Source organism: Bartonella sp. HY038, from assembly GCF_014117425.1.
GTDB lineage: Bacteria > Pseudomonadota > Alphaproteobacteria > Rhizobiales > Rhizobiaceae > HY038.
In genome coordinates this window covers 2,480,561-2,505,475 of record NZ_CP059725.1, presented here as the reverse complement: position 1 = coordinate 2,505,475, position 24,915 = coordinate 2,480,561, and the positions used below count along the sequence as shown (strand labels likewise).

Genomic DNA, 24,915 nt, shown 5'->3' with positions numbered 1-24,915 from the left:
AAGAAAATGGTCAATATTAATCCTCCCAGCGAGGGACAGATAAAACCTAAATTTGGTCCTGATGATTACATCAAGGCTTCGGCATCTAATTTGCCGGAGCCTAGCCGAAAGCTTGAAGAAATTGCAAAGCTCATTGACGTGTCACGCTGCATTGGCTGCAAAGCCTGCCAATCAGCCTGTACAGAATGGAATGAGTTAACGCCGCCAATTGAAGAAAATGTCGGGTCGTACCAAAATCCTCATGATCTTTCGCCTGATGCTTTCACTTTGATGCGTTTTTCCGAATGGATTAATCCAGAAACTGATCAGTTTGAGTGGCTTATCCGCAAGGACGGCTGCATGCATTGCTCAGAGCCTGGTTGTCTTGCGGCTTGCCCATCTCCCGGGGCAATTGTACAATATTCAAATGGTGTCGTTGATTTTGTCCATGATAAGTGCATTGGCTGCGGCTATTGCGTTAAAGGCTGTCCATTTAATATTCCGCGCATTTCAAAAGTTGACCATAAGGCTTATAAATGCACTCTTTGCTCTGATCGTTTGGCAGTTGGTCAAGCGCCCGCTTGTGCCAAATCTTGTCCAACTGAAGCTATTATGTTTGGTAGCAAGGACGATATGAAAGCCCATGCGCAAGATCGAATTAAGGATTTAAAGTCTCGTGGCTATGACAATGCTGGTCTTTATGATCCGCAAGGCGTTGGTGGTACTCATGTGATGTATATTTTACATCACAATGATCAACCCCATATTTATGCTAACTTGCCCGATGAACCAAAAATCTCGCCGATTGTTAAAACATGGAAAGGCATTTCCAAATATGTCGGTATTAGCGCGATTACCGGTGCTATTGTTGCCACTGCTGCCCATGCTATGATGTTTGGTGCAAGCCGCGTTAAGAAAAAGGAAGAGATCGAGGCTAAAGAAGCCTTGAAGGAGGCCGAAGATGAAGCTTAAATATTACGAAAAAGGCGATATCGTCACCGATGGCGAACCGGTTATTGTCAACCGCTATACCGTTGGCGCGCGGATTAATCATTGGATCGCTGCTGGTTCAATGATTTTACTTGCTTTAACTGGCCTTGCTATGTATTGGCCACCTTTGTTTTTTATTGCCCATCTTTTTGGCGGTGGTCAGGTTATACGCGCCATTCACCCCTTTATTGGCGTTGTGATGGTTTTGAGTTTCGCTGGCCTATTTTTCCGTTTTTGGCGTTTAAACATTTGGGAAAATTCCGATTTAAAATGGGCTATGCAGGTCCATGATGTGCTTGGCAATCATGAAGAAAACTTACCTGAAATTGGCAAATATAATTTTGGCCAGAAATGTATTTTCTGGGCAATGTCGATGGGGTTGATTATTCTTATCGTTTCGGGCTTTATGGTATGGCAAGCTTATTTTGCGCAATATTTCAGCATTGAGTTGCAACGCTATGCCTTGCTTGCTCACTCGCTCATGGCGGTTATTATTATCGCAATCTGGATTTTCCACATGTATGCGGTTTACTGGATTCGCGGGTCATTGGGCGCGATGATAAAGGGCAAAGTAACTGGCGGTTTTGCTTGGCAACACCACCGTAAATGGTACCGTGCTATTATTGCCAATAAGGATCTTATTAAAGAACCTGAAGAGCAAAATAACACGACAAAGAAATAAGATAATTTAAAGCACTTTGGCTCTCTTAAAGCTAAAGTGCTTTAATCCTTTATAGCGCGGGTTTTCCAAAATTAAGCTATATGTTTTGATAGAATAGCTGTATTAAAACATGCTAGAAATATAGTCGATCACTCTAACATCATAAATATCAGGGTCTAAGGGCCCATCTAATGTTTCACCGGCTAAAAAATTGGTAAATGACATGAATGAAAATTGATGGTAGCAATTATCATTCGCTTTGGCCAAGAAATAAGCATCTATTTCAAAGGAATAGAGAATTGGGTCTTTGTTAAGATATAGTTCACGAACCTTTTGGTAGCATTGCTCTAAATCTTCATCCTTTTGCATCAAAATATGAATGACGATTTCACTAAAATCATAATGCAAGGAAAGGGATGATTTTTTCCATAAATCGCCATCAAACTGTGATAATTCTTGCGTTAGATCATCAACAGGTTTACGCAATTTTTGAATAATAATATTATCATTCATCAGCAAGCTCTTTATCTGCCATTTATAAGATGTTTTGGGCAAAATTTAATGCGGCAATGATTGCAAATTATCCCTATTTAACCGCACCAACAAGCAAATCTTCTGGTTGTTCGATTGATACCCACTGACCGGTATTTTGGGTTGATTGGCGTTTAAGATAAAGATATTCAGTATCTTTCCAATTCAAGACCTTATCGCGCAAATTGTCTAAAATAAAATCACCACGGTCAGTCCGAATAGTGAGAACTGAATGGCCTTCGCCATCAGGTTTACGTACAACGGTGATAAGTAGGCTTGATAGGGGAATACCGCGTTGGTTTAGCTCGCGGCGCTTTAACAGCACATAATCTTCACAATCACCTGCATCAACAGGATAAGCCCAATATTCTTCCTTGCCGTAAAGTTCCATGTCTGTCGCTGGACGGATACGCGTATTGACATCATAATTCACAAACAAAATATTATCCCAAATTTCTTGGGTTAGTTTGATGGCAACAGGATTGCGGTCTTTTTGATTGCACTCTTTCGGCAATCTTTGGCAAAATTCATAATGGCCAATTGGTTGAGATGTAATGAAACCAGTTTTCATGAATGGACTACTGGCAAGCGCAAGGCTACCTGATGTTAGGCAAAAGCTAGTGGCAAGCAGAGCAATTTGGCAGATTTTACGCATTACAACTTAACCTGTTTTAAAATTTAAATCACTTTAACAAAACCATTTGGGGGTAAAACCACTTTGTAACAATGGATTTTAGTCTTTATGGCATGTCTTTGGCGAATTATTAACAAAAGGTTAACACTGCTTAAGGGGGGGCTGTCAATGGCACAAAAGCCACAATTGCATAATTATTAAAAAATGGTTAATAAATAAAATTATTGTAAATCAATTACTTGATGAGTTTTGCAATAATTGTTACAGCTTTAATCAAGAGTTGTTGAACAGAGTATAAGCATCATCCACACCTTAAATTTTAACAAGTTGGTTGGGTTTGGTATAAACATTAGTAGATATGCATATTTCGTATTTTTCAACGGTCTATTAGTTAACGCAAAACGACGGTTCATATAAAGTAGTAAGAGAGTGGTATAGATTAGCTTTCAAGGTGATTCTCACTGATGAATTTATAGAAAAAGGCCTTAGATAAAAGTGTTTGTGCAGTGATTTTTGGTTTAAAAATTTCTTCACTTTCGTATAAAATGCTCTACACTTGCTTTGCTATTTCGCCTATCATTTTTGTTTTACGGTTTTAAGTCTTTAAAAGGAAAGCTATATTATGACAGCTATTTCGCCTCTTGCGCCACAATCCTATCCTGATATGCCAAGCCTAAAAGGCGTGCGCATGGCAACAGCACAGGCTGGCATTAAATATAAAAACCGTACTGATTTATTATTTCTCGTTTTTGATCAACCTGCTGATGTTGCAGGTGTGTTTACGCGTTCGCGCTGCCCTTCGGCAACTGTCGATCATTGCCGCGCGTCGCTTGCCCATGGTAAAGCAAAAGCTGTTGTGGTTAACTCCGGTAATGCTAATGCATTTACGGGTAAAAAGGGCAAGGTCACCACTACAAAAACGGCAGAAGCAGCAGCATCTATTTTATCATGCCGTGAGGATGAAATTTATCTTGCTTCTACGGGTGTTATTGGCGAACCATTGGATGCAAGCCGCATTACCAATGTTTTGGATGGCATGGTTGAAACAATGCGCGAAGATTATTGGCTTGATGCGGCGCGTGCGATTATGACGACTGACACATTTCCCAAAGTGGCAACGCGTAGCTTTGAGATTGATGGCGTTAAGCTCACCATTAATGGTATGGCAAAAGGCGCAGGCATGATTGCGCCTGATATGGCAACCATGTTGTCTTTCGTCGTGACTAATGCGCCAATTGAAAGCACATTATTACAAAAGGCGTTGAGCACTGGTACTGAAATCAGCTTTAATTCAATTACCGTTGATAGCGATACATCAACATCTGATACTTTGCTGCTATTTGCAACCGGTACGGCTTTGGAACAAGGCGTCAAGCCAATAAGCGATGAAGCTGATCCGCGTTTTGCGGTGTTTAAAGCAGCTCTTAATGATGTGTTGCAAGACCTTGCTGTGCAAGTCGCAAGCGATGGAGAAGGGGCAAGAAAGCTTATAAAAATTAGTGTGCGTGGAGCCACCGATAATAAAGCTGCCAAAAAAATTGCTATGTCGATTGCAAATTCGCCATTGGTCAAAACTGCTGTTGCTGGTGAAGACGCCAATTGGGGGCGGGTGGTTATGGCCGTTGGTAAGGCAGGGGAAGAAGCAGATCGTGACCGGTTAGCAATTTGGTTCGGTGACATTCGCGTTGCGGTTGATGGTGAACGTGACCCCGATTATAGTGAAGAGGCGACATCAAATTATATGAAAAATAGTGAAGTATTGATTGGCGTTGATATCGGCCTTGGCAATGGTGAGGCAACGGTTTGGACTTGTGATTTAACTAAGGAATATGTGGCAATCAATGGCGACTACCGTAGCTAATCTTATCCAACAGCTTGAAGATAGTTATTATCGTAGTTGGGTTGCTGAAACGTCTTATTATGACGGTGGTTGGCTGGTGCGCAAAACACCAGACAGCCCATTTAAACGCTTAAATAATGTGACGCCGCTTAATATGGCTGATGATCATGATATTGAGCAGCGAGTGCTTGCCCATTGTGGAAGCCATTTAGAAAAGCCTTTGGCCATGCGGCTTATTCCATTAAGTGCGCCAAAGATTTTAAATTATGTCGAGCGCCACCAGTGGAAAGCTTTGGCGAGTGTTGGGGTTTATGTGTTGGATTTAAAGGGCAGGGATGTGCTTGCAACCTTTGACAATTGCCCAATTGCTGATCTTAACCTATTTGCTGAAAGTGTTACAATTGGCGATATGTCGATAGAAATTGTTGACCCACAGCTTTATGCTGAGATTTCGATTGCCCATCATCAAGCAAAGCCAAGCGAAGTTAAGCCGCTAAATCAATTGGTGCAGCGCTGTGAAGCAAAGTCATATCCGCTGATTTTTAAAATAAATGGCCAAATTTTTGCCAATATATTTTTGGTGGAAGACAATGGCATGATCGGAATGTTTGATTTTGCACTTGCACCAAATATGCGTGGGCAAGGTTTGGGAAGGCAAAGTTTTAATGCTGTTTTGGAATATTTACGGCTTTTTGACGCTATTCGCTTTGTTTGGCTACAAATTGAAAGCACAAATGCAACAGCTTTGCATCTTTATAAAAGCTTTGGTTTTAAAAAAATCTATGCTTATGATTACTATATAGTCGATTAAAAATTTAAACGTGAAATCCCACATCACCGTGATATTGGAAATTATATGAAAAAATTATTATTGGTTGTTGCTTGCGCACTTATTGATGCCGATAATCGTATTTTATTGGCACAGCGACCAGAAGGTAAAAACCTTGCAGGGCTTTGGGAATTTCCAGGCGGAAAGGTTGAACAGGGCGAGGAGCCAGAAGCAGCTCTCATCCGCGAGCTTCATGAAGAACTTGGCATTACCACTAAGATTGATTGCTTAGCGCCATTAAGTTTTGCGAGCCACACTTATGATGATTTTCATTTATTGATGCCACTCTATATTTGTCGGCGTTTTGAGGGGATTGCGAGCGGACGCGAGGGGCAAGCGTTAAAATGGGTGCGGGCGGATAAGTTACAAGATTATCCTATGCCTCCTGCAGATCTGCCCCTTATTCCAGTTTTACGTGACCTTTTGGGATAACTATTTGGAGAGAGCTGGGCGACGCATGAATTTGGTTCGTTGCGATGGGTAGACCATTTGCCTTTACAAGACACTATTCCGTGTCAGTCACGGATTTACCAATATAAAGGTGCGGATCAAGATTAACCTTAGCGCAAAATAGATATGTGACCTATTAGAGTGATGGGCTGTGTCATCATTTGTCTTCACCAAAAAAAGATATTTCAAAGCCTAACTCTAAATTCATTTCCGCCAAAAGCGCCATATGTTCCGGCCAAATCATTGGACCGCCATCTCCAAATTTCGACCACCAGATGCCTTTAACATACATCTGAATTTTTTCATCTTTTTGCAAATGTAGTAAATAATTTTTTGATGGTTTCAGCTCATTCAATAACCAACCTAAATGCCTTCTTATGTCTAGAGAATTCACAAAATCTTCACTGCTCAATAGCCATAAAGAGTTTTGATGTGTTTTTTTTATGCCCCTCGATGTTATCCGAATATCGCCCTTTTGGAATGATTGTTTTGGTTGAATATTCATTCCTTGGGTTATGTCTAATATTGAATAATCATTAGGATATATTAACAAAGAAACATAACATTTTTTACATGTCGCATAATCATCATCAAATTGGTTTGACATATAACTATTTCGTATATTCAACAACTATAATACCCATTCTTATTTTATTTATTAATATCATTAGCGGTAACTTAAGAAATATAAATATCATATTTTTTCTTCGTGAAAGAAACATATTAATATCTTTTATTTAGTAATATTAAGTTCGGGCTAGTAAAGTTTAACCAGTAGTCATTTTCTTACGCAAAAAAATATTTTCAAAAATAATCTAAATATTGGGCAATGCTGATGTAATATTTTCCATTCAGGTTTTGAATTCGTATCTATGCTTTTTTAATATATAGAGATATTGAACGATTTATACTAGAAGGAGAAATCATTATCTATAAAAGCCTTGATGTTAATTGAAGTTTTTATTTACTGGTACGCGAACTTTTAAATTAAATGGGTGTGTCCAAGTATTAAATTGATTGGAAAATATAACTTCAACATTAATAAATTTCGAGCTATTAGTATTCAAGTACTTAGCATATGCTAAAAAAACGAGTTCTCTTTTCCCATTGGGTTGTAAAATTTCTTCTTTAAAATGATCAGAAGGAAAATAAGCTCTTCTAGGCATGTTCGATATATCATTTCCATTTTCATCATAAATTTTTACGTATGTTCGATAGAAAACCTCTGAAAATCTACCTACAACTGGCTTATTTTTTGATTTTAAAGACAGAAACATTCTTGATACAATTTCAAGGTTGCCATCATCATATTGATTGATATCTAAAACCTTAAACGGCTCTGCTTTAACACCAATTTCAATATCACCGACGTTAATCATTTTTTCTACATAGGGTATATTATCAGACATATTTATCCTTCTAGAAGTTTGAACAAAGACTATATTTTTTGCTTTCTGCTATATGGTAACTAATTTAAATTAAAGGAAAAATATGAAAAAATTAAGCCAGCGCTTGTTCTGGAGCGGTTATTGGGAGAGTGATGTTGATATTAGCAGGATTAGTTTTTTATAACACTTTTTTAACCAATAAATATATTTTATTTTGCTTGAAAAATGATGAATATTCAGTATTTTTATTGTTATAATACTGTTTTTAAACGATTTTATTTTAAACTGGCTCTTTTTGTATGCATGGCGCTCACGTTTTAATAAAGAATGTTTTCGCTTTTGACAGGCTTTTTGCGGTGAATCGATGCATAATGCCAATATGCGATTATTTTGTTGTAAATGTCATACAAAATAATTTGGGTGTCATATTAGAGCAAATTTGGCGTTTCCGCCTTAATTGTTCCGTAGCTGCAGAGCTTTTAAGAAAAGTAAGACTTCTTAAATAGCGAGTTTGGAGTTAATCATGCGTCATGCAAAGAACGTAGAATTTGAAAATATTGGCTCCATGGCTGGCGAATATTCCATGAAAGCTGGTGTTGGTTTTTTACGCGTTGTTCTGTTATTTGGCATGGCTGCTGTAATGTTAGGGCTTATTTTGGTGCCTCTTTTAATGCAGCGTGCAGATCACCAGTGGTCTGGTAATCTTTACCCAAATTTACCAGATCGAACTATTACTGGATCAATCAAACCCAATAATGATTCATCTACAGTAAAAGCAATTTTGCCAAATCAATAAACTTTATTGCTTAAAGGCATCAAAAGAAAAACTGTTTAAAAGCGGCTTTTAAGCCGCTTTTGTTTCTTCGCTCTCTGGAATAAATAGATTAAGCAAAATTGCTGTAACGCCGCCCATGGCAAGTGGTGAGCGCATAAGATCGGCAATAACAACAGGTACAGCGCTAATAAAGCTTGGTACAGTTTCAATGCCAACCCATGAAAATAAATGGGAAATCATTAAATTTACTGATATTGGGAAAGCTTCTATAAATTGTGGTACTTGTGCAATGCCAAGGCCTAATGCCAAAGATACAGCAATAATCAGTAAAGCACGGCGATCAAGATTAATGCTTGATAGGATATTGATGCCTGAGGCGGCAACCGAGCCAAACATGATTAAAGTTGCACCGCCAAGGGCTGCTTCTGGCAAGGACTGGATAACAGCCGAAAAGATTGGGAATAGACCAAGAATCACCAAAATTGCAGCAATCCAAAGGCCAACATAGCGGCTAGCAACACCAGTTAATTGAATGATGCCGTTATTTTGCGCAAAGACGGAGCTTGGGAAAGTGTTGAAAAAGCCAGCAAGCAACGAATTGGCGCCATTGACTAAAACGCCGCCCTTAATGCGTTCCATCCATTTAGGACCCTCAACTGGTTCTTTGGAGATTTTACTGGTTGCAGTAATGTCGCCAACCGCTTCAAGCGATGTAACAAGATAGATAACAATCATTGGAATAAATAGCGACCAAGAAAATGAAATACCAAAATGCATAGGGCGCGGTATTTCAAAAATTGGGGCTTGTGCTAAGGGGACAAGATTTAAATCACGCATGAGTGCTGCTAGAATATAACCAACCACCAAAGCGAGCATAATCGCACTAGAGCGAAGCCAGATGTAATTCATACGATTAAAAATGATAATAAGAATAAACACGGTTAATGAAAGTATGAGATTATCAGGGCTGGCAAAAGTACCGTTTTTCATGGCTGCATAACCGCCACCCATGCTTATCAAACCTTCCTTAATGAGGGAAAGGCCGATAATTAAAACAACAATGCCCGTCACCAATGGTGTTACCATGCGCCGCACAAAGGGTAAAATGCGCGAAACGCCCATTTCAATGAAAGAACCTGCTATAACCACACCAAAAATGGTTGCCATAACTTGCTCAGCTGGAACGCCTTTTTCTACCATAAAAACGCCGCCGGCAATAAGTGGGCCAACAAAGTTGAAGCTTGTTCCTTGTACAATTAAAAGGCCGGCGCCAAGTGGGCCAAATTTGCGACATTGCACAAAGGTAGCAATCCCAGAAATCACCAGTGACATCGACAGGATCATTGATGTATCACGATCATTAAGCCCAACAGCGTTACAGATTAAAAAACCCGGTGTAATAATCGGCACAATAATCGCCAGTAAATGTTGAAAAGCCGCAAAAAACGCAATATGCGGCTTTGGACGAGCATCCATGCCATAAATAAGTTCACTATTGTTGGGTTGCGTTATTGGTGCTTCTTGGGGCGATGTCATGATGGGCCTATTTAATTGACGCGAAATTTAGAGGGTAAACTCATTTAAAGGCAGTGTTGATTTAATTATTGTGTTTTGGATTAATTTGCTGGGCAAACGAGCGATATTGGGTGAGGGCGCAAACCAGGTGATAAAATATGGAGGCAGGCACCTGATTGGAGCGGCCGCGGCCATCTTCGTCAATCATGTCAATCCAAAGACCTTTGGGCGCAGCATCTATATGCCAACGGAATAACCGCCCGACCCGCGCTTCAATTTCTGGCTTTAAGTCGGGTCCCTGATTGCCATCAAGGGCAATAGCAGCTTTAATTACTTCGGTTTGTGGCCAACTGCGCGAATTGCGATCAATCGGTAAGCCAGAGCGTGAAACAGAATTATAGGCAAGGCCAGTTGCACGATTTAAACCATTGGCAATGCCAAAAGCGTAAAGTTTGCGTGCGAAAGGCACTAGGTTCTCGCAAGATTTTTTGGCCTTGGCGCAAAGATTTTGGTAGCTAATAAGCAATGAAGCCCATTCAAAATGGTGGCCGGGCTCACAAATGTCGCCAGGTTCGCCGGTTGCTATACGCCATTCATCATCAAAAAATTCGCCTAATGTCCAGCTATCTCGATCAAAGAAATGGCTTTTAAATAAATCCACAATACGCGATGCTCTTTGTAAATAGTCGATGTTTCCAGTCACATCATACCATGCGAGAAATGTCTCTAATAAATGCATATGGGGGTTAGAGCGCCGCCATTGTCGCTCGCCATTGGGTGTTTCAAAAAAGCCTTTGCCGCCTTTATCGCTTAAATGGTCATCTAAAAATGCAAAACTATTAATGGCAGCAGGCAAAGCTTTTTTATGGCCGGCCTTGTGGGCATGGGCAAGCGCCAACAAAACAAAAGCTTGGTCATAAAGATCTTCCACGGGATTTAAGATGTTGCCACTGGCATTAAAACTGGAAGCCCAACCGCCATTTGCCGTTTGTCCATGCTTAAAAATAAAATCAAGCCCATGGTCGATAAGCTGCTGCGCTGGCCCATCCCAACCCATTTCACCGGCTATAGCAAAGGCATAAATTTGCCGTGCCATGGTACGCATCCGCCGCTCGCCAATAATCGGCAGGCCATCAAGCCCCAATGCTTCATAAAACCCGCCCTTATCATCAACGCCGCGCGTTGACCAAAGTGGCAAGGTTTCGTCAAATAGCCAATGCTCTACCCTTGCATTATAACTACCAGCAATCGGCATGCGATCCGGCGCGGGAGTAAATTTGGCTTCTAAACGGCCGGATTTTTCTAAAGCAGCCACAACTTCGCGTACATTTTGGCTTTGGCTAACGGGCGCAACAAAGGTTGCATCACTGGTGGCAACTACTGCCATGTTGCGCAAACCAACCGCTGATAAAAGCCCCCCTTGCGAACGTAAATATGAGCGCTCACAATCAATCGCTACAACATCGCCAATGATGACATTACCAAATTCATCACGATTATTATTTTCGCCTTGCGCGTCGAGCAAGGATTGCCATGAACCTAAATCATTCCAGTGAAATTTGGCGCGAACAAGGGCAATATTTTGCGCATGTTCCATAATTGCATAATCCACCGAGGTTGAGGGGATTTCTGCATAATCATCAAAAGGAAGCCAAGTACCAGAAATGTCGGTTTTGGCGGCGTTTAAGGCTTTTGCGGTCTTATGCCATATATCAGCAGATAGTTTTAAAAAACTTTCTTGCATGGTTTTGGCACTAAATAGAAAAATACCAGAATTCCAAAGGAAATTACCCGATGCAACATAGTTTTGTGCGGTTTCAAGGTCGGGTTTTTCAACAAAGCGCTCAACATCAAATACATGATTACCCAGAGCTTTATTATTATCTTTGGCTGTTTCAATGTAACCATAACCAGTTTCCGGCTTGTCGGGCGCAATACCAAAAACAACTATTTTGCCATTTTTCGCGGCAAGTTTGCCTTCATTAATTGTCGTCCAAAAATCATCATTCGTGGATATTTCATGATCACTTGGCACAACAAGAACAAGCGCATCTTCGCCTTGCTCATTAAGCGCAATTTGGCTAGCAAGCGCGACGGCTGCGGCAGTATTACGACCAATTGGTTCAAATATTGGGCGGCCACCATTTAAGGGGAGGCCTGCAATATCTTGACCAAGTCGGCTTGCATGGGCTTCAGATCCAATAAGATAAATCGGTGTATCGCCGTGATGATTAAGACGGCTTACCGTTTGCGATAGCATAGAGCCATGGCCGGAAAAATCATGAAACTGCTTGGGGAAATCTTCACGCGACAGAGGCCAAAGACGAGAGCCAATGCCGCCACTCATAATAAAGCTGATAATTTTTCCCGTCATGGCATTCTCCTGCAATACCGCAAGGTCAATTTGGTGAATTTACCTTGCATATTTAGCCAATAAATAACTAAGTGGTTATTGGATGTCTTTATAGGCTGATACAGTTTTTTACAAATTGAAAAGCGCCAAGCTATCCAAATTATAATTTATGGGAGAATCTATATCATTTTTATAAGAAATTGTAACAGGTTTTGCTAGGAGAAAACTTATTAAAATTACGAGCATATCTAAATTCCCTATAAAAGATTTCGATATGCTCGTATTATGAAACGGAGGCATTGTTATTTTAAAATTTACTTCTAAAACCAAGATTGCCCTTTAAAGAATAACTATTGCCAATATTTTCAAGAGATGTATTGGCAGAGGCTTCGCCATATATCGAATATTTATCATCGGCAAAGTTATAAGATCCCCCAAAGCCAATGCCAGCAGACCATTTGTCTAATTGCGACACAAATTTTGCATCACTCACATTAACCTCTGATCCATCTAAAAATTCATAGTAAATATTAGCAATTCCATAAATGAGGCTGCGGTTCATAAGGCCTTTATTACCTCTAACAGATCTTTCGCGTTCTAAAGCAAGGCCTATACGTGTTTGTAAGCTATCAGCTGAATTGAGATTTACTCTGGTATTATAGCGGTCGTTAAAGCTCTTAAAATCGATATTTGAATACATCAATTGTGCTTGAGGTGTCAGATTTAGGCTGTTTCCAATGGCAATTTTTTTACCAGCTTCGGCAGATAGTGCATAACCAAATCCTCGGTTGCCACTCACAAGATTTTTATTGTGGAGTTTAGATTGCAGGTCACTATTAAACCAGGTCAATTGTGTTTGGCTGTCAATATAAAAACCAGTGTCATTATACCAAGTTAAAGTACCACCAAAGCCATAGCCATCGGTAGTAACTGTTCCGTCACCATAGTTTTTAAGATCGCTCCAATGCCAATCGCTATTGGTCTTGCCACGTGTATATTGTACATTGATACCAGCAATCAATGTGTTGTTAGGGGTTTCAATCATTGGCGCATCGATGCCAGCTTGCATTCGGAAGGTATTTTGATCGAATTTTGTATCGGTGGTGGAGTGCTTTGGATCCACCTTATTATATCCTCCTTCCATTTTTATCCAAAATCCAGTTGTATCCGACGCAAAAGAACTATTAATTATTGAATCTAAGTCAACAGTAGCATTAGATTGAAGCCATGAACGATTTCCCACACGTTGTTGTAAGGTGGGCAGAGCATTTAACGCTAATAAAGTTTGCGGATAGGCTTCATAAATAGGAACACCAGGTTGGTATATGCGTTTTGTTTGTTGAGTTACACTACGTAAATACCAGTTTCCATCATCTGGTGTGCTTGCACCTCCCTGATAGAGGCTGTAGATATAAGCACCAGCGACCATCGCTTGTTGACCATTATATGTTGTATCACCATTGATCATTGTAAACATTGCATTTGATTGGCCATTGACCTCAATGAGCTTAATACCTTCAAGCGTTTGTGCGCCAGTACCACCAATGTTGGTTACACTAATATTGCCAGTACCCGTCGTATTATTTTCCACAATTAGTCGGTCTGTTTGTGATGAATCATCACCTAGAGCGGTATTAAAGTGAATTGTTCCATTATTGGTCGAATAGCTTTGTGTTTGAAGATTTTTAAAATTATTAGCTGTCGGTACTTGGAAGGCTATAGTACCATTGTTCGCAAGCTCTTGAGTGATGGTGGAGCTTGCGGTTACATTCCAAAGACTATTGGCATCTAGAGAGACATTGGTTGCATTAATAGCCTGACCGGTTAAGCGACTAGAAACTAAAGCAATGTTTGCAATATTTTGGTCATCAACAATGATGTTACCGATCATATCTGAATTTTGTGCATTGAAGTTGATGCGGCTATGGCGAGCTATATCATCATCCATCGCATGCAGCAAATTACCCGCTTTTGCCTCAACTGTAGTGATATCTTTAAAGTTAAGATTTAAGCTTACGCCTTCCGCGCGAATGACATCGCCATTTTCAGCAATGATAGAGCTACCTGACACAGAAATATTATTATCCTTTGCAATATTTTCTTCTGTGCCATTGTCCCAATGCCCTGCATATATAGCAGCACTGTCCTTGCCAGATGTTGTAATTGCAGTGTTTTCGACATTAAGCGTACCATTTTCATATGCGGCTAGCCCGTATGCATTTTCCCCATTAACAGTGATGGTACTATTAATTATGGTTGAACTTCCGCCGCGAGATGCACCAATGCCGAATGCTTTTGATCCAGAAGTTTGAATGGAGACGGATGAAGCTTGGAGAATTGACCCATCATCTTCAGCTGCCAAACCACGGCTTTCATCACCCGTTGTTGTAATAGTGCTGTTTGTTAATGTAATTTTAGAACCTAATTCAGCAAATGCACCGATGGCATTTAAACCGTTGGTTCGAATGTTAGCTGAGTTAATAGTAATAAGTGAATTGTCATCTGTTGCTCTAAAGCCGTCGGCATATTTGCCGTTTGTTGTCACTGAGCCACCCTCAAAAATGATATGGCTGCCAGCACCCGCATGAGCAGCGTAAGCGTATTCACCTTCAGTTTGTATAGTACCATTTTTGAAAATAATGGTTGCGTTATTTATTGTGTAAAGTCCTTCGTTATTGTCGCCACTGGTGGTGATGCTGACGTTTTGAGCTGAAATAAGCGAATTTGCGCCATTTGCATTTAGTGCATTACCACCATTTACTTGAGATATAATATTACCGCCGCCATTTAAAAAAATTTGCCCGCCCGAACGAGCATAAACATTTGAACGGAATTGGGTTGTTAGAAAATCAACCGCACCATCAATTGTAATATTGCTGCTAGTTTCTGCAGTAAGATTATTGTTTAACGAATGAATTTTTGTATCACCGCCAAAATAAATCGTTGAATTATTTCTGGCCACAATGGCGTTTTCGACGTTTTTATTTAAAACAATATCAGTTTTACCCTTTATTATAACGCTATAAGCATTATCGGTTTCAACCGCAGCGTGAATACTATCTGTTGTTTCTAAACGTGCGGTGAAATCGCCATTAATTGTAACATTAGCTGGTATATCATTCGTAGCAGTATATTTACCTGCATAGATACCACGCACGCCGCCATTAGCTGTGCCAACATATGTATCAAGTTTTAAATTCAAGTTGTTAAAATTTATCTGACTGCCGCCCATAGCAATAATATGGTGAGCATTATAGGGATAGCCTTGGACGGTGACCGTTTCTTGAGTGAAATTCAAAACACTTCCTTCGCCAATCGCATATACAGGCCAACGCCCCATATAAGAAGTTTGATTGGCATAGCATGTATCGCCGTCCCGAGCCGAAGCGCCAACTGCATTGCTTCCAGGTGTCCAAGAATTGTCAGTACATGATGCCCAAGCAGCTGTTGGCATCATGGATAATAATGTTACTGGTAAAAGCAAGTATTTAAATTTTTGATATTTTTTGAGTATTTTCATTTTCGCCCCCGCAAAAGACTTTTAATGATTAAGTTAAAAAGGTAAATGCGGCGTTTCTATTCGATTAGAAAAGAAAATGCAATGCTAACTACATCTAGTTTTAAATAGATGACATCTTATTTTTTATTTAAATCGTATTTTTATGCCATAAAATGGCATGTTTATTTGCTTTAAATAAGTCTAAACAAAAAACCGATTTTATATTTATTTTATTTTGTTGCAAAATTGCATCAGATTAAAACATTGTTTTATTTTTACTATAAAAGAAAAAACTTTTTGTATAAATTTTATTTAATAATAATCTTATAAAATATTGTTTATGATTGTTAATATTATAAATTATTTATAATTGATTGGCTAGACTAATTTCAAATTGATCGTTTTGATAAGTAATATTTAAATAAAATTTTGTTTCTTATTTTTTAAATTAATTGTTGGAAAAGTGTATATGAAAAATGTATTTTGAATTTGCATATTTCCGATTAAGTATTGTTCTTAATAGTAATAATAAGACGAATAACATTTTGTTTTTCTAAGTGCTGCGTAATGCCTTTATTTGAATGCATACAATTTGATTGCCAATTTTTTGCAAATCAAAAGTTTTGCCAGAATGTAGCCATTCATTAATAATACCGCCGATAACAGCTACGAGTACACGCGCCCCATCTTCAGGCGTGCAATTTGTGTTGAGCATGTTGCGGTCTTTAGCGACATGGAGCAAGCGAATAAAAAGGTCTAGCATGCTATTTTGCGCTTGGCGCAGACGCTCCACCATTTCAGAAAAAGCGCCAACATATTCGCAGCGTTGGGTAATAATAGTGACAATCCGTTGCTGTTGCTCATCCTCGCTAAAAATTTTGAATGCACGTTCTGCTGATTTTTCAAGAATGTTAAGAGGATTAATAGAATCACTTTGCTGTGCTTCTTCAATGAGGCTTTCTTGCGGGAAGCGGACTTTTTGAATCATGGCACGAAATATTTCTGCTTTATCGGCAAAATGGAAATAAATAGCACCGCGTGTAACGTTGGCACGTTTTGCTATGTGTGCAAGGGTGGTTTGTGAAACACCTTGTTCAAGGAAAAGAAATTGCGCTGCAGTAATGATAGAATCGCGGGTTGCTGCCGCCTCAGCTTTTGTACGTCGCATATATGTTCCAAGTTAATCAATAAATATCAAATGCTTGCTTATATTGTTTAGGCAATTACGATTTGTTGGTGAAGCATTATTGTGCTAAGCATCAGATGTTTTTATACGATAATAAAGGGGCGGTTTTGTAGTAGCATCAAGAATCAGCGTTTTTACAGCTTTTGTGTTTCTAAGATCATTTTTTTGTGACCATTAGTAGGAGATAATAACTATCGACTTTTACCTAGGCAATGGGATAATTACAATATAAGTTCAATTATTTACTTGAAGCATGTATAGGCCATATTATTAGTATTTTAACGCTTGATTGTAGGGTGTAACAAGGTAAATTTAACAAAATATTCAATTTACCTTCGATTTCACCTATTTACAAACATTGGTGTCGGTATATTTTAGGCATATCATGATATAGAGGTCTGATCAGACATGAATTTTTTAAAGAAATTAACGATGGGCATTGCAATCAGTGCTACCGGTTTGAGTTTAGTGGCATGCGGTCAGGAACAAAAAGCCCAACAACAAATGCCCCCTCCTAATGTTTCCGCTGTGACCATTGATAAGCGTGAAGTTCCTATCACCTATGAATATGCTGGTCGTGTGGCTGCCTATCGCGAAACTGAAGTGAGAGCGCGTGTTGGTGGCATTTTATTGCGCCGCAACTTTATTGAAGGCAATGAGGTAAAAGAGGGCGATGTTTTATTTGAAATAGACCCTGATACATATGATGCCGAAGTTGCTCGTCAAAAGGCAGCGGTCGCACAGGCTCAGGCGACTTATGATCAATCACTGCGCGATGCAAAACGTGCGGAAGAATTATTAAAACAACGTGTTTATAGTACGGCGCAGCGTGATCAAGCTTTTGCAACGCGCGATGCCAATGCCGCAAGTTTGCAGCAGGCGCAAGCGATGCTAAAAACAGCAGAACTAAACCTGCAATATACGAAGGTTACAGCGCCTATAAGTGGTGTTACCTCTAGGGAACAAGTCCCTGAAGGTAGTCTTATTAGTGCCAATGGCTTGCTAACGAGCATTACTCAAAGTAATCCAATTTATGTTAATTTTTCCTATACAGATAGTGAAGCCAAGGCCATTCAAAAATTAATGGCTGACATGAATGCCCGCGGCGAAAAAATTGATAAATTACAGGTAAGAATTACCTTTGGTGATGGCAGTGAATATCCAGAGCTTGGAACAATTGATTTTACCTCGCCAACTCTAGATGCGACTACAGGTACATTGGGTGTACGTGCGGTCTTTAACAATGATAATCGGCAGTTGGTTGCAGGACAATTTGTACGCGTTACTGTACTTGGACTTAAACAGGATAATGCCATCGTCATTCCTGAAGCCTCGCTATTGCAAGATGCAACCAATCAGTATGTTTATATTATTGACGAAAATATGAAATTGCAAAAACGCGTTGTTAAAGTTGCGCGCGAGGTTGAGGGACGTAATTGGTTGTTAGAGCCTGCAACCAAGGTAATGGTTGATGCACCGGCAGCTCAAGCAGCTCCAGCTGCTGCAGCGGGGCAAAAGGAAGAAAGCCAAACCAAAGCAGATAAGCAAGTTAAGGCTGGTGAAACACAAACGGTTACACCACAAAAAATAGAGGAAACTATTGGCCTTATTGGTGGCGAACGTGTTATTAGCGATGGTATTGTTGGGGTTCAAAGCGCCATGGCTCGGAAAAAACCGGGTAGTGATGCAATCGGCAATTTAACAACCCTTGATGGAAAGGCATTGCCTCAGCCAGTGCAAGGGCAAACAGAGCAAGGGCAACCAACAAAAGACCCATCTGCAAAAACCCAAGCTCCTAATGATGATAAAACCCCTAAAACGGGTGAAAAACAATGAATTATGGTTTTTTCATCAATAGGCCAGTTCTATCTGCCGTTTTATCAATTGTAATTGTTCTTGCTGGTATTTTATCTATTCCTAATTTGCCCGTGGAACAATATCCAGATTTGTTGCCGCCTCAGGTTACAATTTCGGCGCAATATCCAGGAGCCAGTGCGCAAACGCTTGCGCAGACTGTTGCTGTTCCTCTTGAACAGCAAATCAATGGCGTTGAAGACATGATTTACATGAACACGGTGTCTAATGCGCAAGGTACATTGCAAATCACCGTGACTTTTAAGCAAGGAACTGATGCAGACCAAGCAACGATTAATGTGAATAACCGCGTGCAACGTGCGTTGACGACACTACCACAAGAAGTTCAGCGTTTGGGTGTTTCGGTGGTGAAACGTTCATCGTCCACTCTTGGTATTGTGTCTATGCAGTCAGATACAGCATCCTATGATCGTACTTATGTTGGCAATTATGCATTGCTTAATGTAGTGGATGATATTAAACGTATTTCAGGTGTTGGCGATGCGCAAGTTCTCGGTAGCATCGATTATTCCATGCGTATTTGGTTGCGTCCTGATAAATTGGCGCAATATAAGCTTATTCCATCAGATGTTATAACAGCAGTTCAACAACAAAATGCGCAATATGCTGTTGGCCGTTTCGGTGATAGCCCAGATAGTCAATCGGGGGCTTACACCTATTCTGCGACGACCCAAGGCCGTTTGATTTCGGTAGAAGAGTTTGGCAACATCATTTTAAACTCTGATGAAAATGGTTCGGCCTTACGTTTAAGGGATGTTGCACGCATTGAGCTTGGCACACAACAATATGTCGTTGATACCAAGCTTAATGGTACCCCGATGGTGCCGATTATGATTTATTTGCAACCAGGTGCTAATGCGTTAGCCACCATGGAAAGCGTTAAGTCGACGATGGAGGAACTTTCAAAGAATTTTCCTGCCGGCATAACTTTTGACGTTCCTTATGATACTACTAAATTCATTGTTGTTTCAGTCGAAGAAGTTATTCATACTTTCATCGAAGCGATTTTGTTGGTTATTGTTGTTGTTTTCATTTTCCTACAAAATTGGCGAGCAACTCTTATTCCGCTCATCGCGGTGCCAATATCAATCATTGGTACATTTGCGGGTATGTATGTTCTTGGCTTCTCGATCAATATGCTAACGCTTTTTGGTTTAGTGCTGGCTATCGGTATCGTCGTCGATGATGCTATTGTTGTGCTTGAAAACGTTGAACGCTTGATGAGTGAGGAAAAGCTATCGCCCCATGATGCAGCGGTTAAATCTATGGCTGAGGTGACTTCGCCTATTATCGCTATTGTTCTGGTGCTTTGTGCTGTGTTTATTCCAGTGTCCTTTATGGGTGGTCTTGCTGGTATCATGTATCAGCAATTTGCGATTACGGTTGCAATTTCAGTGGTAATTTCAGGGCTTGTTGCTCTGACACTGACACCAGCTTTGTGCAGCTTGCTTTTAAAGCCAACCCATAAGGAGCCGATTGCACCTTTCAGAGCGTTTAATAAATTATTTGATGCAATTACTGATCTTTATATGCATGGCGTCAAATTTTTCATTCGTTATGTCGCAATTGGTATTGCGATCTTCATTTTTGTTTGCGGATCTGTTTTCTACCTATTTGAAAAAGTTCCAAGCTCACTTGTTCCAGCTGAAGATCAGGGCGTCTTAATGGTATTCGTGACGCTTCCATCAGGCGCGTCGCTTGACCGCACCTCGAAAGTTATGACGCAGGCCGAGGCGATATTAAGTCAAAATAAGGCGGTTGATTCAATTGTTTCTATTGCCGGTTTTGATTTGCCATCAAGTGGTCTTAAAACCAGTGCTGGGGCTATGTTCCTAACACTGAAAGATTGGAGTGTTCGTGGTAGTGATCCAACGCAGGATCCTCGTCAAATGCCAGGTCCAATTATGGGGGCAACATTTGGAATTCAAGGTGGTTCTGTTTACCCAGTCAATCCACCACCAATTATGGGGCTTTCAATCTCCAGTGGTTTTGAGCTTTATATTCAAGATCGTAGTACCGGTACAGCGCAAACAATTGAAGAAACGTTGAAAAAACTTAATGACGTGACGCAAAAGGTTGTGCAAGCCGCACGGATGCGTCCGGAGTTAGATCCTCAAACAGTTCGTACGACTTTTGATCCAAATGTGCCTCAATATGATTTAGAGGTCAAACGTGATGAAGCTTTAACAATGGATGTGCCGATTAGCACTATTTATGATGCGCTTTCATCAACCTTTGGTAACGTCTATATCAATGATTTTACGCTTTATGGTCGCAATTATCAGGTTAAATTGCAATCTGAAGCTGAATTTCGACGTACACCTGAGGACTTAAAGCAAGTTTTCGTCAGGTCAAATACTGGGAAAATGGTACCACTTGATGCCTTAATTACAGCAACTCGCGTTGTTGGTCCTGATCAGTTAGAGCGGTATAATGCCTATTATGCAACTAAAGTAATGGGTTCAGCAGCTCCAGGCTATACGACAGGTGATGTAATTAATGCGATGAGAGAAGTTGCTGCAGAAGTATTACCGCAAGGTTATCAGTTCGCCTGGACAGGGACTTCTTATCAGGAAGTAACAAATTCAGGGCAGGGAAGTACCGCGCTTATTTACGGTATCATAATGGTATTTCTTATTCTTGCTGCCCAGTTTGAAAAATGGAGTTTGCCACTTGCTGTTATCACGGCGGTACCTTTTGCCGTTGCAGGAGCGCTGCTACTTACTTTGGTACGTGGGCTTGCCAATGATGTGTACTTCCAAATTGGGCTTGTCACGCTTATTGGCCTTGCCGCCAAGAACGCTATTTTGATTGTAGAGTTTGCGGTGCTTGAGCGTGAAAATGGTAAGTCAGCGGTGGATGCAGCATTATCGGCGGCAAAAATGCGCTTCCGTCCAATTGTTATGACGTCTCTTGCTTTCATTCTTGGCGTGTTGCCATTGGCAACTTCGACAGGTGCAGGGTCTGCAAGCCGCCATGCAATTGGTACTGGTGTTATTGGTGGTATGTTGGCGGCAACATGTGTTGCAACCTTCTTTATCCCAATGTTCTATCGTTTGATTGGTGGCAGGGGCAAAGCTTCTCGTAATGCTGACAATGGAACCAATAATGGTGGTGATGCACCACAACCAGTAAGTCATTAATAGCTCTACAAAAATAAAAAGCCCCGCATTTTGCGGGGCTTTTTTATGCCTACAGATGTTTTACTTTTAAAATTAGCTAAATAACTTGAATATAAAGCACTATGAGATTGATGGCGGTTTAATTAATCGCAGGTAATAGCGCAGTTTTGGTTTAGGGAATGGTTTACCCACATTTTTCCATAAAGCTTTTCAAGGTTGGCTGCAAAAAGCTGGGTGTCAAACAGCGGTGAAGTCATCCGTTTTTCCGCAAGTGTTTGGCGTAATTTTTGCCGTTGCTCAGGGCTTTTTGCCAAGGCGATAATTTTAGTCAAATAGTCATCATCACAATCGCAAATAAGATCGCTAAAGCCATGGGTGGTTAGCAAGCTACTTGCCACACGTGAGGCAAAACTTGCACCACGTTTGGTGATTATTGGAACCCCAGCCCATAAGGCATCGCTTGCTGTGGTATGGGACGTATAGGGAAATGTATCAATGGCGATATCAGCAAGACCAAGACGCTGAAGATGCAGATCAGTGCTTAAGGGGCTAGCAAAGGTGATACGGCTAATATCAATATTGCGTTTTACAAACTCTTTTAGTAAATTATCGTAAACGTCTTGTTCTTTGGGTTTAATCAGCCATAAATGAGCATTATCAATATTGGCAAGGATCTTTTGCCATAAATCAATCGTTTCTGGGTTGAATTTGATAATTTGATTAAAATTGCAAAGCACAAGTGCATTATCGGGCAATCCCATGTCGGCTCTTGTTACATTGGTCGTAAAAGGACGCGTGCGGTCATTGGGTTGGTAGCAATGAGGCATTAATGCCAATTTTTCGCTAAAGCCGTTTGCATCGGCAATTGGGGTAACAATAGCATCACCAATAATATAATCAGCAAGGCGCTCATGTCCCAAAGTGCCAGGAAAGCCAAGCCAACTTACAATGATTGGAGCAGGATGATAAGCGGTGATACCAAGGCGGTGTTCGCCCGTATAACCTTTAAGGTCCACAATAATATCAAACCCATTGTCAGCAATCCATTGCGCGGCGGCACAATCGCTTTTGTCATATAAATTATGTTGCGGCCAGCCCAATTGGGCTAGGCGCGCTGTATAATCATCTTGCTTTGGTTCATTATAGGCAAGGATATGAAAATCAAAGTCTGATTTATTATGTGCTTCCATGACGCCAATCATCAGCCGCATCGTAGCATGGTCATAAAAATCCGATGAGAGATAGCCAATTTTTAATCGCTTTTTTAAAGGTGCATTTTGGCTTATTGGACTAATGAGAGCAGGGCGGCTAAAAATAGAACCATAACGGCTAAGCGCATAGGCATGGGCAGCTTTACGCAAGTTTAGCGGTGTAAGGATTGGCATATTTAATATGGATAATGCATCACCAACATTGCCACCATTAAGCTCATTATTTTCACTTAATTGGCGGTAAATTGCATCAACCTTACCTAAGTCATTCCAAATTGCACCACGGCGCATGACCCGTTGCAAACCGCCCCAATCTTTTGCAGCATTAAAATTTTGTGCAGCTTCATTATAGCGGCCAGTTTTTTCGGCTATTTCGGCAAGGCCTGCATAAATTTGCGGTAAGTTGGGGGCAAGTGTCTTTGCCTTTAATAATTGACTTTCCGCATTTGCATAATCTTGTTTTTTTACCGCCAAAAAAGCAGAATTGACGAGGCTTGCCAAATGATTATTATCACGCTGCAAAGCATCTTCATAATGCATGCGCGCATTCTCATAGCGTTCTAGCCCTTGCTCAACCATGCCTAAATAATAATGGGCATTGGCATTTTGATTGAAAGCTTTAACAAAATCTTTGGCAAAAGTTAAAGCCTCTTCTTGTCTTTTCACTTCCCAAAAAAGACGTATCAATAAGTCATAAGCGCGCACATCTTTTTTTATTTGCAAAAGCTTTATAAGATCTGCTTCGGCTTGTTCGTGGGCTTGACGTTTAAGATAGCAGGAAGCTCTAAGATAAAGTCCTTCAATGTCGTTTGGTTTTTTACTTAAGAATTGGTCAAGCAATTCTTCTGCCTTGCTAAAATCCTTGGCATTATAGGCAGATACTGCTTTGATAAATCGTTTCATAAAATTGCTTTCCCACCATTAAGATCTAAGCTAAATATTGCATAGTTTATGAAAAATATGAAGAAAATAGCAATGGTTAAAGCGCGTTTAGTTTAAAATAAAGACGAGAAAACTCTTTTTACCTAACCGCTAAAAAGATCAATAAAAAAGGCTATTAATAATAATAGCCTTAAATTAACATCAAAATATTTCGCTGACTATTAGATTGGGCGTTTAAGCACTTTCATCAAAGCGCCATGCATTAGTTCATTACCAACGACAATATTTTTTGTGTCAAACATATTTTGACCGCCATCTTTGTCGGAAACATAGCCACCAGCTTCACGTACCATAAGCATGCCAGCTGCCATATCCCAAGGTTGCAAACCATCTTCCCAAAAAGCGTCAAGACGACCTGCAGCAACTGCGGCAAGATCTAATGATGCTGCACCCATGCGGCGAATACCGGCAACTTCACCCATGACGTTGCGCAATTCAACAAGATAATTACCATGATGACCGCGACCTAAATGTGGAATACCTGTGCCGATAACTGCATCTTCAAGTTTGCGGCGTGCTGCAACACGCAAACGACGATCATTTAAAAACGCACCACCACCGCGTTCCGTGGTGTACAGCTCATCTAATACGGGGTTGAAAATAACACCTGCAACAATTTGTCCTTGGCGTTCTAATGCTACTGAAATTGCAAAGAGTGGAATACCATGTAGAAAATTGGTAGTGCCATCAAGTGGATCAATAATAAAGCGATGCTGGGCATCATTGCCGATAACTTCGCCGCTTTCTTCCATTAAAAAACCATAGTCGGGACGGGCACGACTTAATTCATTGTAAAGAATACTTTCTGCTTTTTTATCGGCTTGGCTGACATAATCACCAGGGCCTTTAAGGGAGACTTGCAAATTTTGCACTTCACCAAAATCACGAACCAGTGAGCGGCCAGCTTTAACTGTCGCTTGTACCATCACATGCATTATAGCCGAAAGGGCCATTATCTTTTCCTATCACTTTAGCTGTGTCACCTAAGGGTGATCTATAATATCGTCAACTTTATGAAAATCTTGGCTGCTTGCCAAGACAAAACAATGGGAATGATTTTATTATCGTTTTATCAAGCATTAAAGCGCTCACCGATCAAATATGTATTTTGACGCAAGTGTAATGATGGTGCCTA

At 40.4% G+C, this 24,915-nt stretch carries 18 protein-coding genes; 8 read left to right on the top strand and 10 right to left on the bottom strand.

From position 1 onward, the window contains the following. The first annotated feature begins 6 nt into the window (after window positions 1-6). Both fdxH and H3299_RS10840 read left to right on the top strand, forming a co-directional pair. Window positions 7-951 carry a formate dehydrogenase subunit beta gene (fdxH, locus tag H3299_RS10845; RefSeq protein WP_182417680.1) on the top strand — a complete coding sequence of 315 codons (945 nt, stop codon included), beginning with the start codon at window positions 7-9 and terminating at the stop codon, window positions 949-951. After that, on the top strand, window positions 941-1,651 hold the full coding sequence (locus tag H3299_RS10840; RefSeq protein ID WP_182417679.1) for a formate dehydrogenase subunit gamma: 711 nt from the start codon (window positions 941-943) through the stop codon (window positions 1,649-1,651). The genes fdxH and H3299_RS10840 overlap by 11 nt, the downstream gene beginning before the upstream one ends. Before the next feature lie 102 nt (window positions 1,652-1,753). Here the strand turns inward: H3299_RS10840 and H3299_RS10835 are convergent, their stop codons facing one another. Further along, the gene (locus H3299_RS10835) at window positions 1,754-2,143 is read right to left on the bottom strand and encodes a hypothetical protein (protein ID WP_182417678.1); all 390 of its coding nucleotides are present in this window, start codon (window positions 2,141-2,143) and stop codon (window positions 1,754-1,756) included. Window positions 2,144-2,216: 73 nt separating this feature from the next. Then, on the bottom strand, window positions 2,217-2,816 hold the full coding sequence (locus H3299_RS10830) for a transglutaminase-like cysteine peptidase (protein ID WP_182417677.1): 600 nt from the start codon (window positions 2,814-2,816) through the stop codon (window positions 2,217-2,219). Between the two features lie 598 nt (window positions 2,817-3,414). Here H3299_RS10830 and argJ point away from each other — a divergent pair. Genes argJ through H3299_RS10815 form a run of 3 tightly spaced genes read left to right on the top strand, consistent with a single transcriptional unit; the run spans window position 3,415 to window position 5,896 of the window. Then, window positions 3,415-4,656 (top strand): bifunctional glutamate N-acetyltransferase/amino-acid acetyltransferase ArgJ, encoded by a 1,242-nt coding sequence (argJ, locus tag H3299_RS10825; protein ID WP_182419742.1) that lies wholly within the window; start codon window positions 3,415-3,417, stop codon window positions 4,654-4,656. Continuing rightward, complete coding sequence (locus H3299_RS10820; protein ID WP_182417676.1) at window positions 4,637-5,446, top strand: N-acetyltransferase; 810 nt, start codon at window positions 4,637-4,639, stop codon at window positions 5,444-5,446. The genes argJ and H3299_RS10820 overlap by 20 nt, the downstream gene beginning before the upstream one ends. Window positions 5,447-5,491: 45 nt before the next feature. Beyond that, entirely contained in the window at window positions 5,492-5,896 is a 405-nt protein-coding gene (locus H3299_RS10815) for a (deoxy)nucleoside triphosphate pyrophosphohydrolase (protein WP_182417675.1), read from the top strand. A 175-nt stretch (window positions 5,897-6,071) separates the two neighbouring features. On the opposite strand, the gene H3299_RS10810 is transcribed toward H3299_RS10815, so the two are convergent. Continuing rightward, window positions 6,072-6,521 (bottom strand): DUF4279 domain-containing protein, encoded by a 450-nt coding sequence (locus H3299_RS10810; RefSeq protein WP_182417674.1) that lies wholly within the window; start codon window positions 6,519-6,521, stop codon window positions 6,072-6,074. A gap of 340 nt (window positions 6,522-6,861) precedes the next feature. Beyond that, entirely contained in the window at window positions 6,862-7,323 is a 462-nt protein-coding gene (locus H3299_RS10805) for a hypothetical protein (protein WP_182417673.1), read from the bottom strand. A 502-nt stretch (window positions 7,324-7,825) separates the two neighbouring features. Between H3299_RS10805 and H3299_RS10800 the strand changes: the two genes are divergently transcribed. Next, window positions 7,826-8,098: a hypothetical protein gene (locus H3299_RS10800; protein ID WP_182417672.1), complete on the top strand. Its 273-nt coding sequence runs from the start codon at window positions 7,826-7,828 to the stop codon at window positions 8,096-8,098. Between the two features lie 48 nt (window positions 8,099-8,146). Here H3299_RS10800 and H3299_RS10795 read toward each other — a convergent pair whose 3' ends face one another. The 4 genes from H3299_RS10795 to H3299_RS10780 form a co-directional block, all read right to left on the bottom strand. Beyond that, entirely contained in the window at window positions 8,147-9,613 is a 1,467-nt protein-coding gene (locus tag H3299_RS10795; RefSeq protein ID WP_182417671.1) for a nucleobase:cation symporter-2 family protein, read from the bottom strand. Window positions 9,614-9,674: 61 nt separating this feature from the next. Continuing rightward, the gene (locus H3299_RS10790; protein WP_182417670.1) at window positions 9,675-11,966 is read right to left on the bottom strand and encodes an AGE family epimerase/isomerase; all 2,292 of its coding nucleotides are present in this window, start codon (window positions 11,964-11,966) and stop codon (window positions 9,675-9,677) included. Between the two features lie 286 nt (window positions 11,967-12,252). Continuing rightward, window positions 12,253-15,465 (bottom strand): autotransporter outer membrane beta-barrel domain-containing protein, encoded by a 3,213-nt coding sequence (locus tag H3299_RS10785; protein ID WP_182417669.1) that lies wholly within the window; start codon window positions 15,463-15,465, stop codon window positions 12,253-12,255. Between the two features lie 532 nt (window positions 15,466-15,997). After that, window positions 15,998-16,612, bottom strand: coding sequence for a TetR family transcriptional regulator (locus H3299_RS10780; RefSeq protein WP_182417668.1), 615 nt, complete (start codon window positions 16,610-16,612; stop codon window positions 15,998-16,000). A 426-nt stretch (window positions 16,613-17,038) separates the two neighbouring features. On the opposite strand from H3299_RS10780, the gene H3299_RS10775 reads away from it, so the two are divergent. Both H3299_RS10775 and H3299_RS10770 read left to right on the top strand, forming a co-directional pair. Then, the gene (locus H3299_RS10775; protein ID WP_246708064.1) at window positions 17,039-18,466 is read left to right on the top strand and encodes an efflux RND transporter periplasmic adaptor subunit; all 1,428 of its coding nucleotides are present in this window, start codon (window positions 17,039-17,041) and stop codon (window positions 18,464-18,466) included. After that, a complete protein-coding gene (locus tag H3299_RS10770; protein WP_182417667.1) occupies window positions 18,463-21,648 on the top strand; it encodes an efflux RND transporter permease subunit in 3,186 nt (1,061 codons plus the stop codon). The genes H3299_RS10775 and H3299_RS10770 overlap by 4 nt, the downstream gene beginning before the upstream one ends. 122 nt (window positions 21,649-21,770) lie before the next feature. Here H3299_RS10770 and H3299_RS10765 read toward each other — a convergent pair whose 3' ends face one another. Beyond that, entirely contained in the window at window positions 21,771-23,741 is a 1,971-nt protein-coding gene (locus H3299_RS10765) for a tetratricopeptide repeat protein (protein ID WP_182417666.1), read from the bottom strand. Between the two features lie 200 nt (window positions 23,742-23,941). Beyond that, window positions 23,942-24,733: an inositol monophosphatase family protein gene (locus H3299_RS10760; protein WP_182417665.1), complete on the bottom strand. Its 792-nt coding sequence runs from the start codon at window positions 24,731-24,733 to the stop codon at window positions 23,942-23,944. Between the last annotated feature and the right edge of the window lie 182 nt (window positions 24,734-24,915).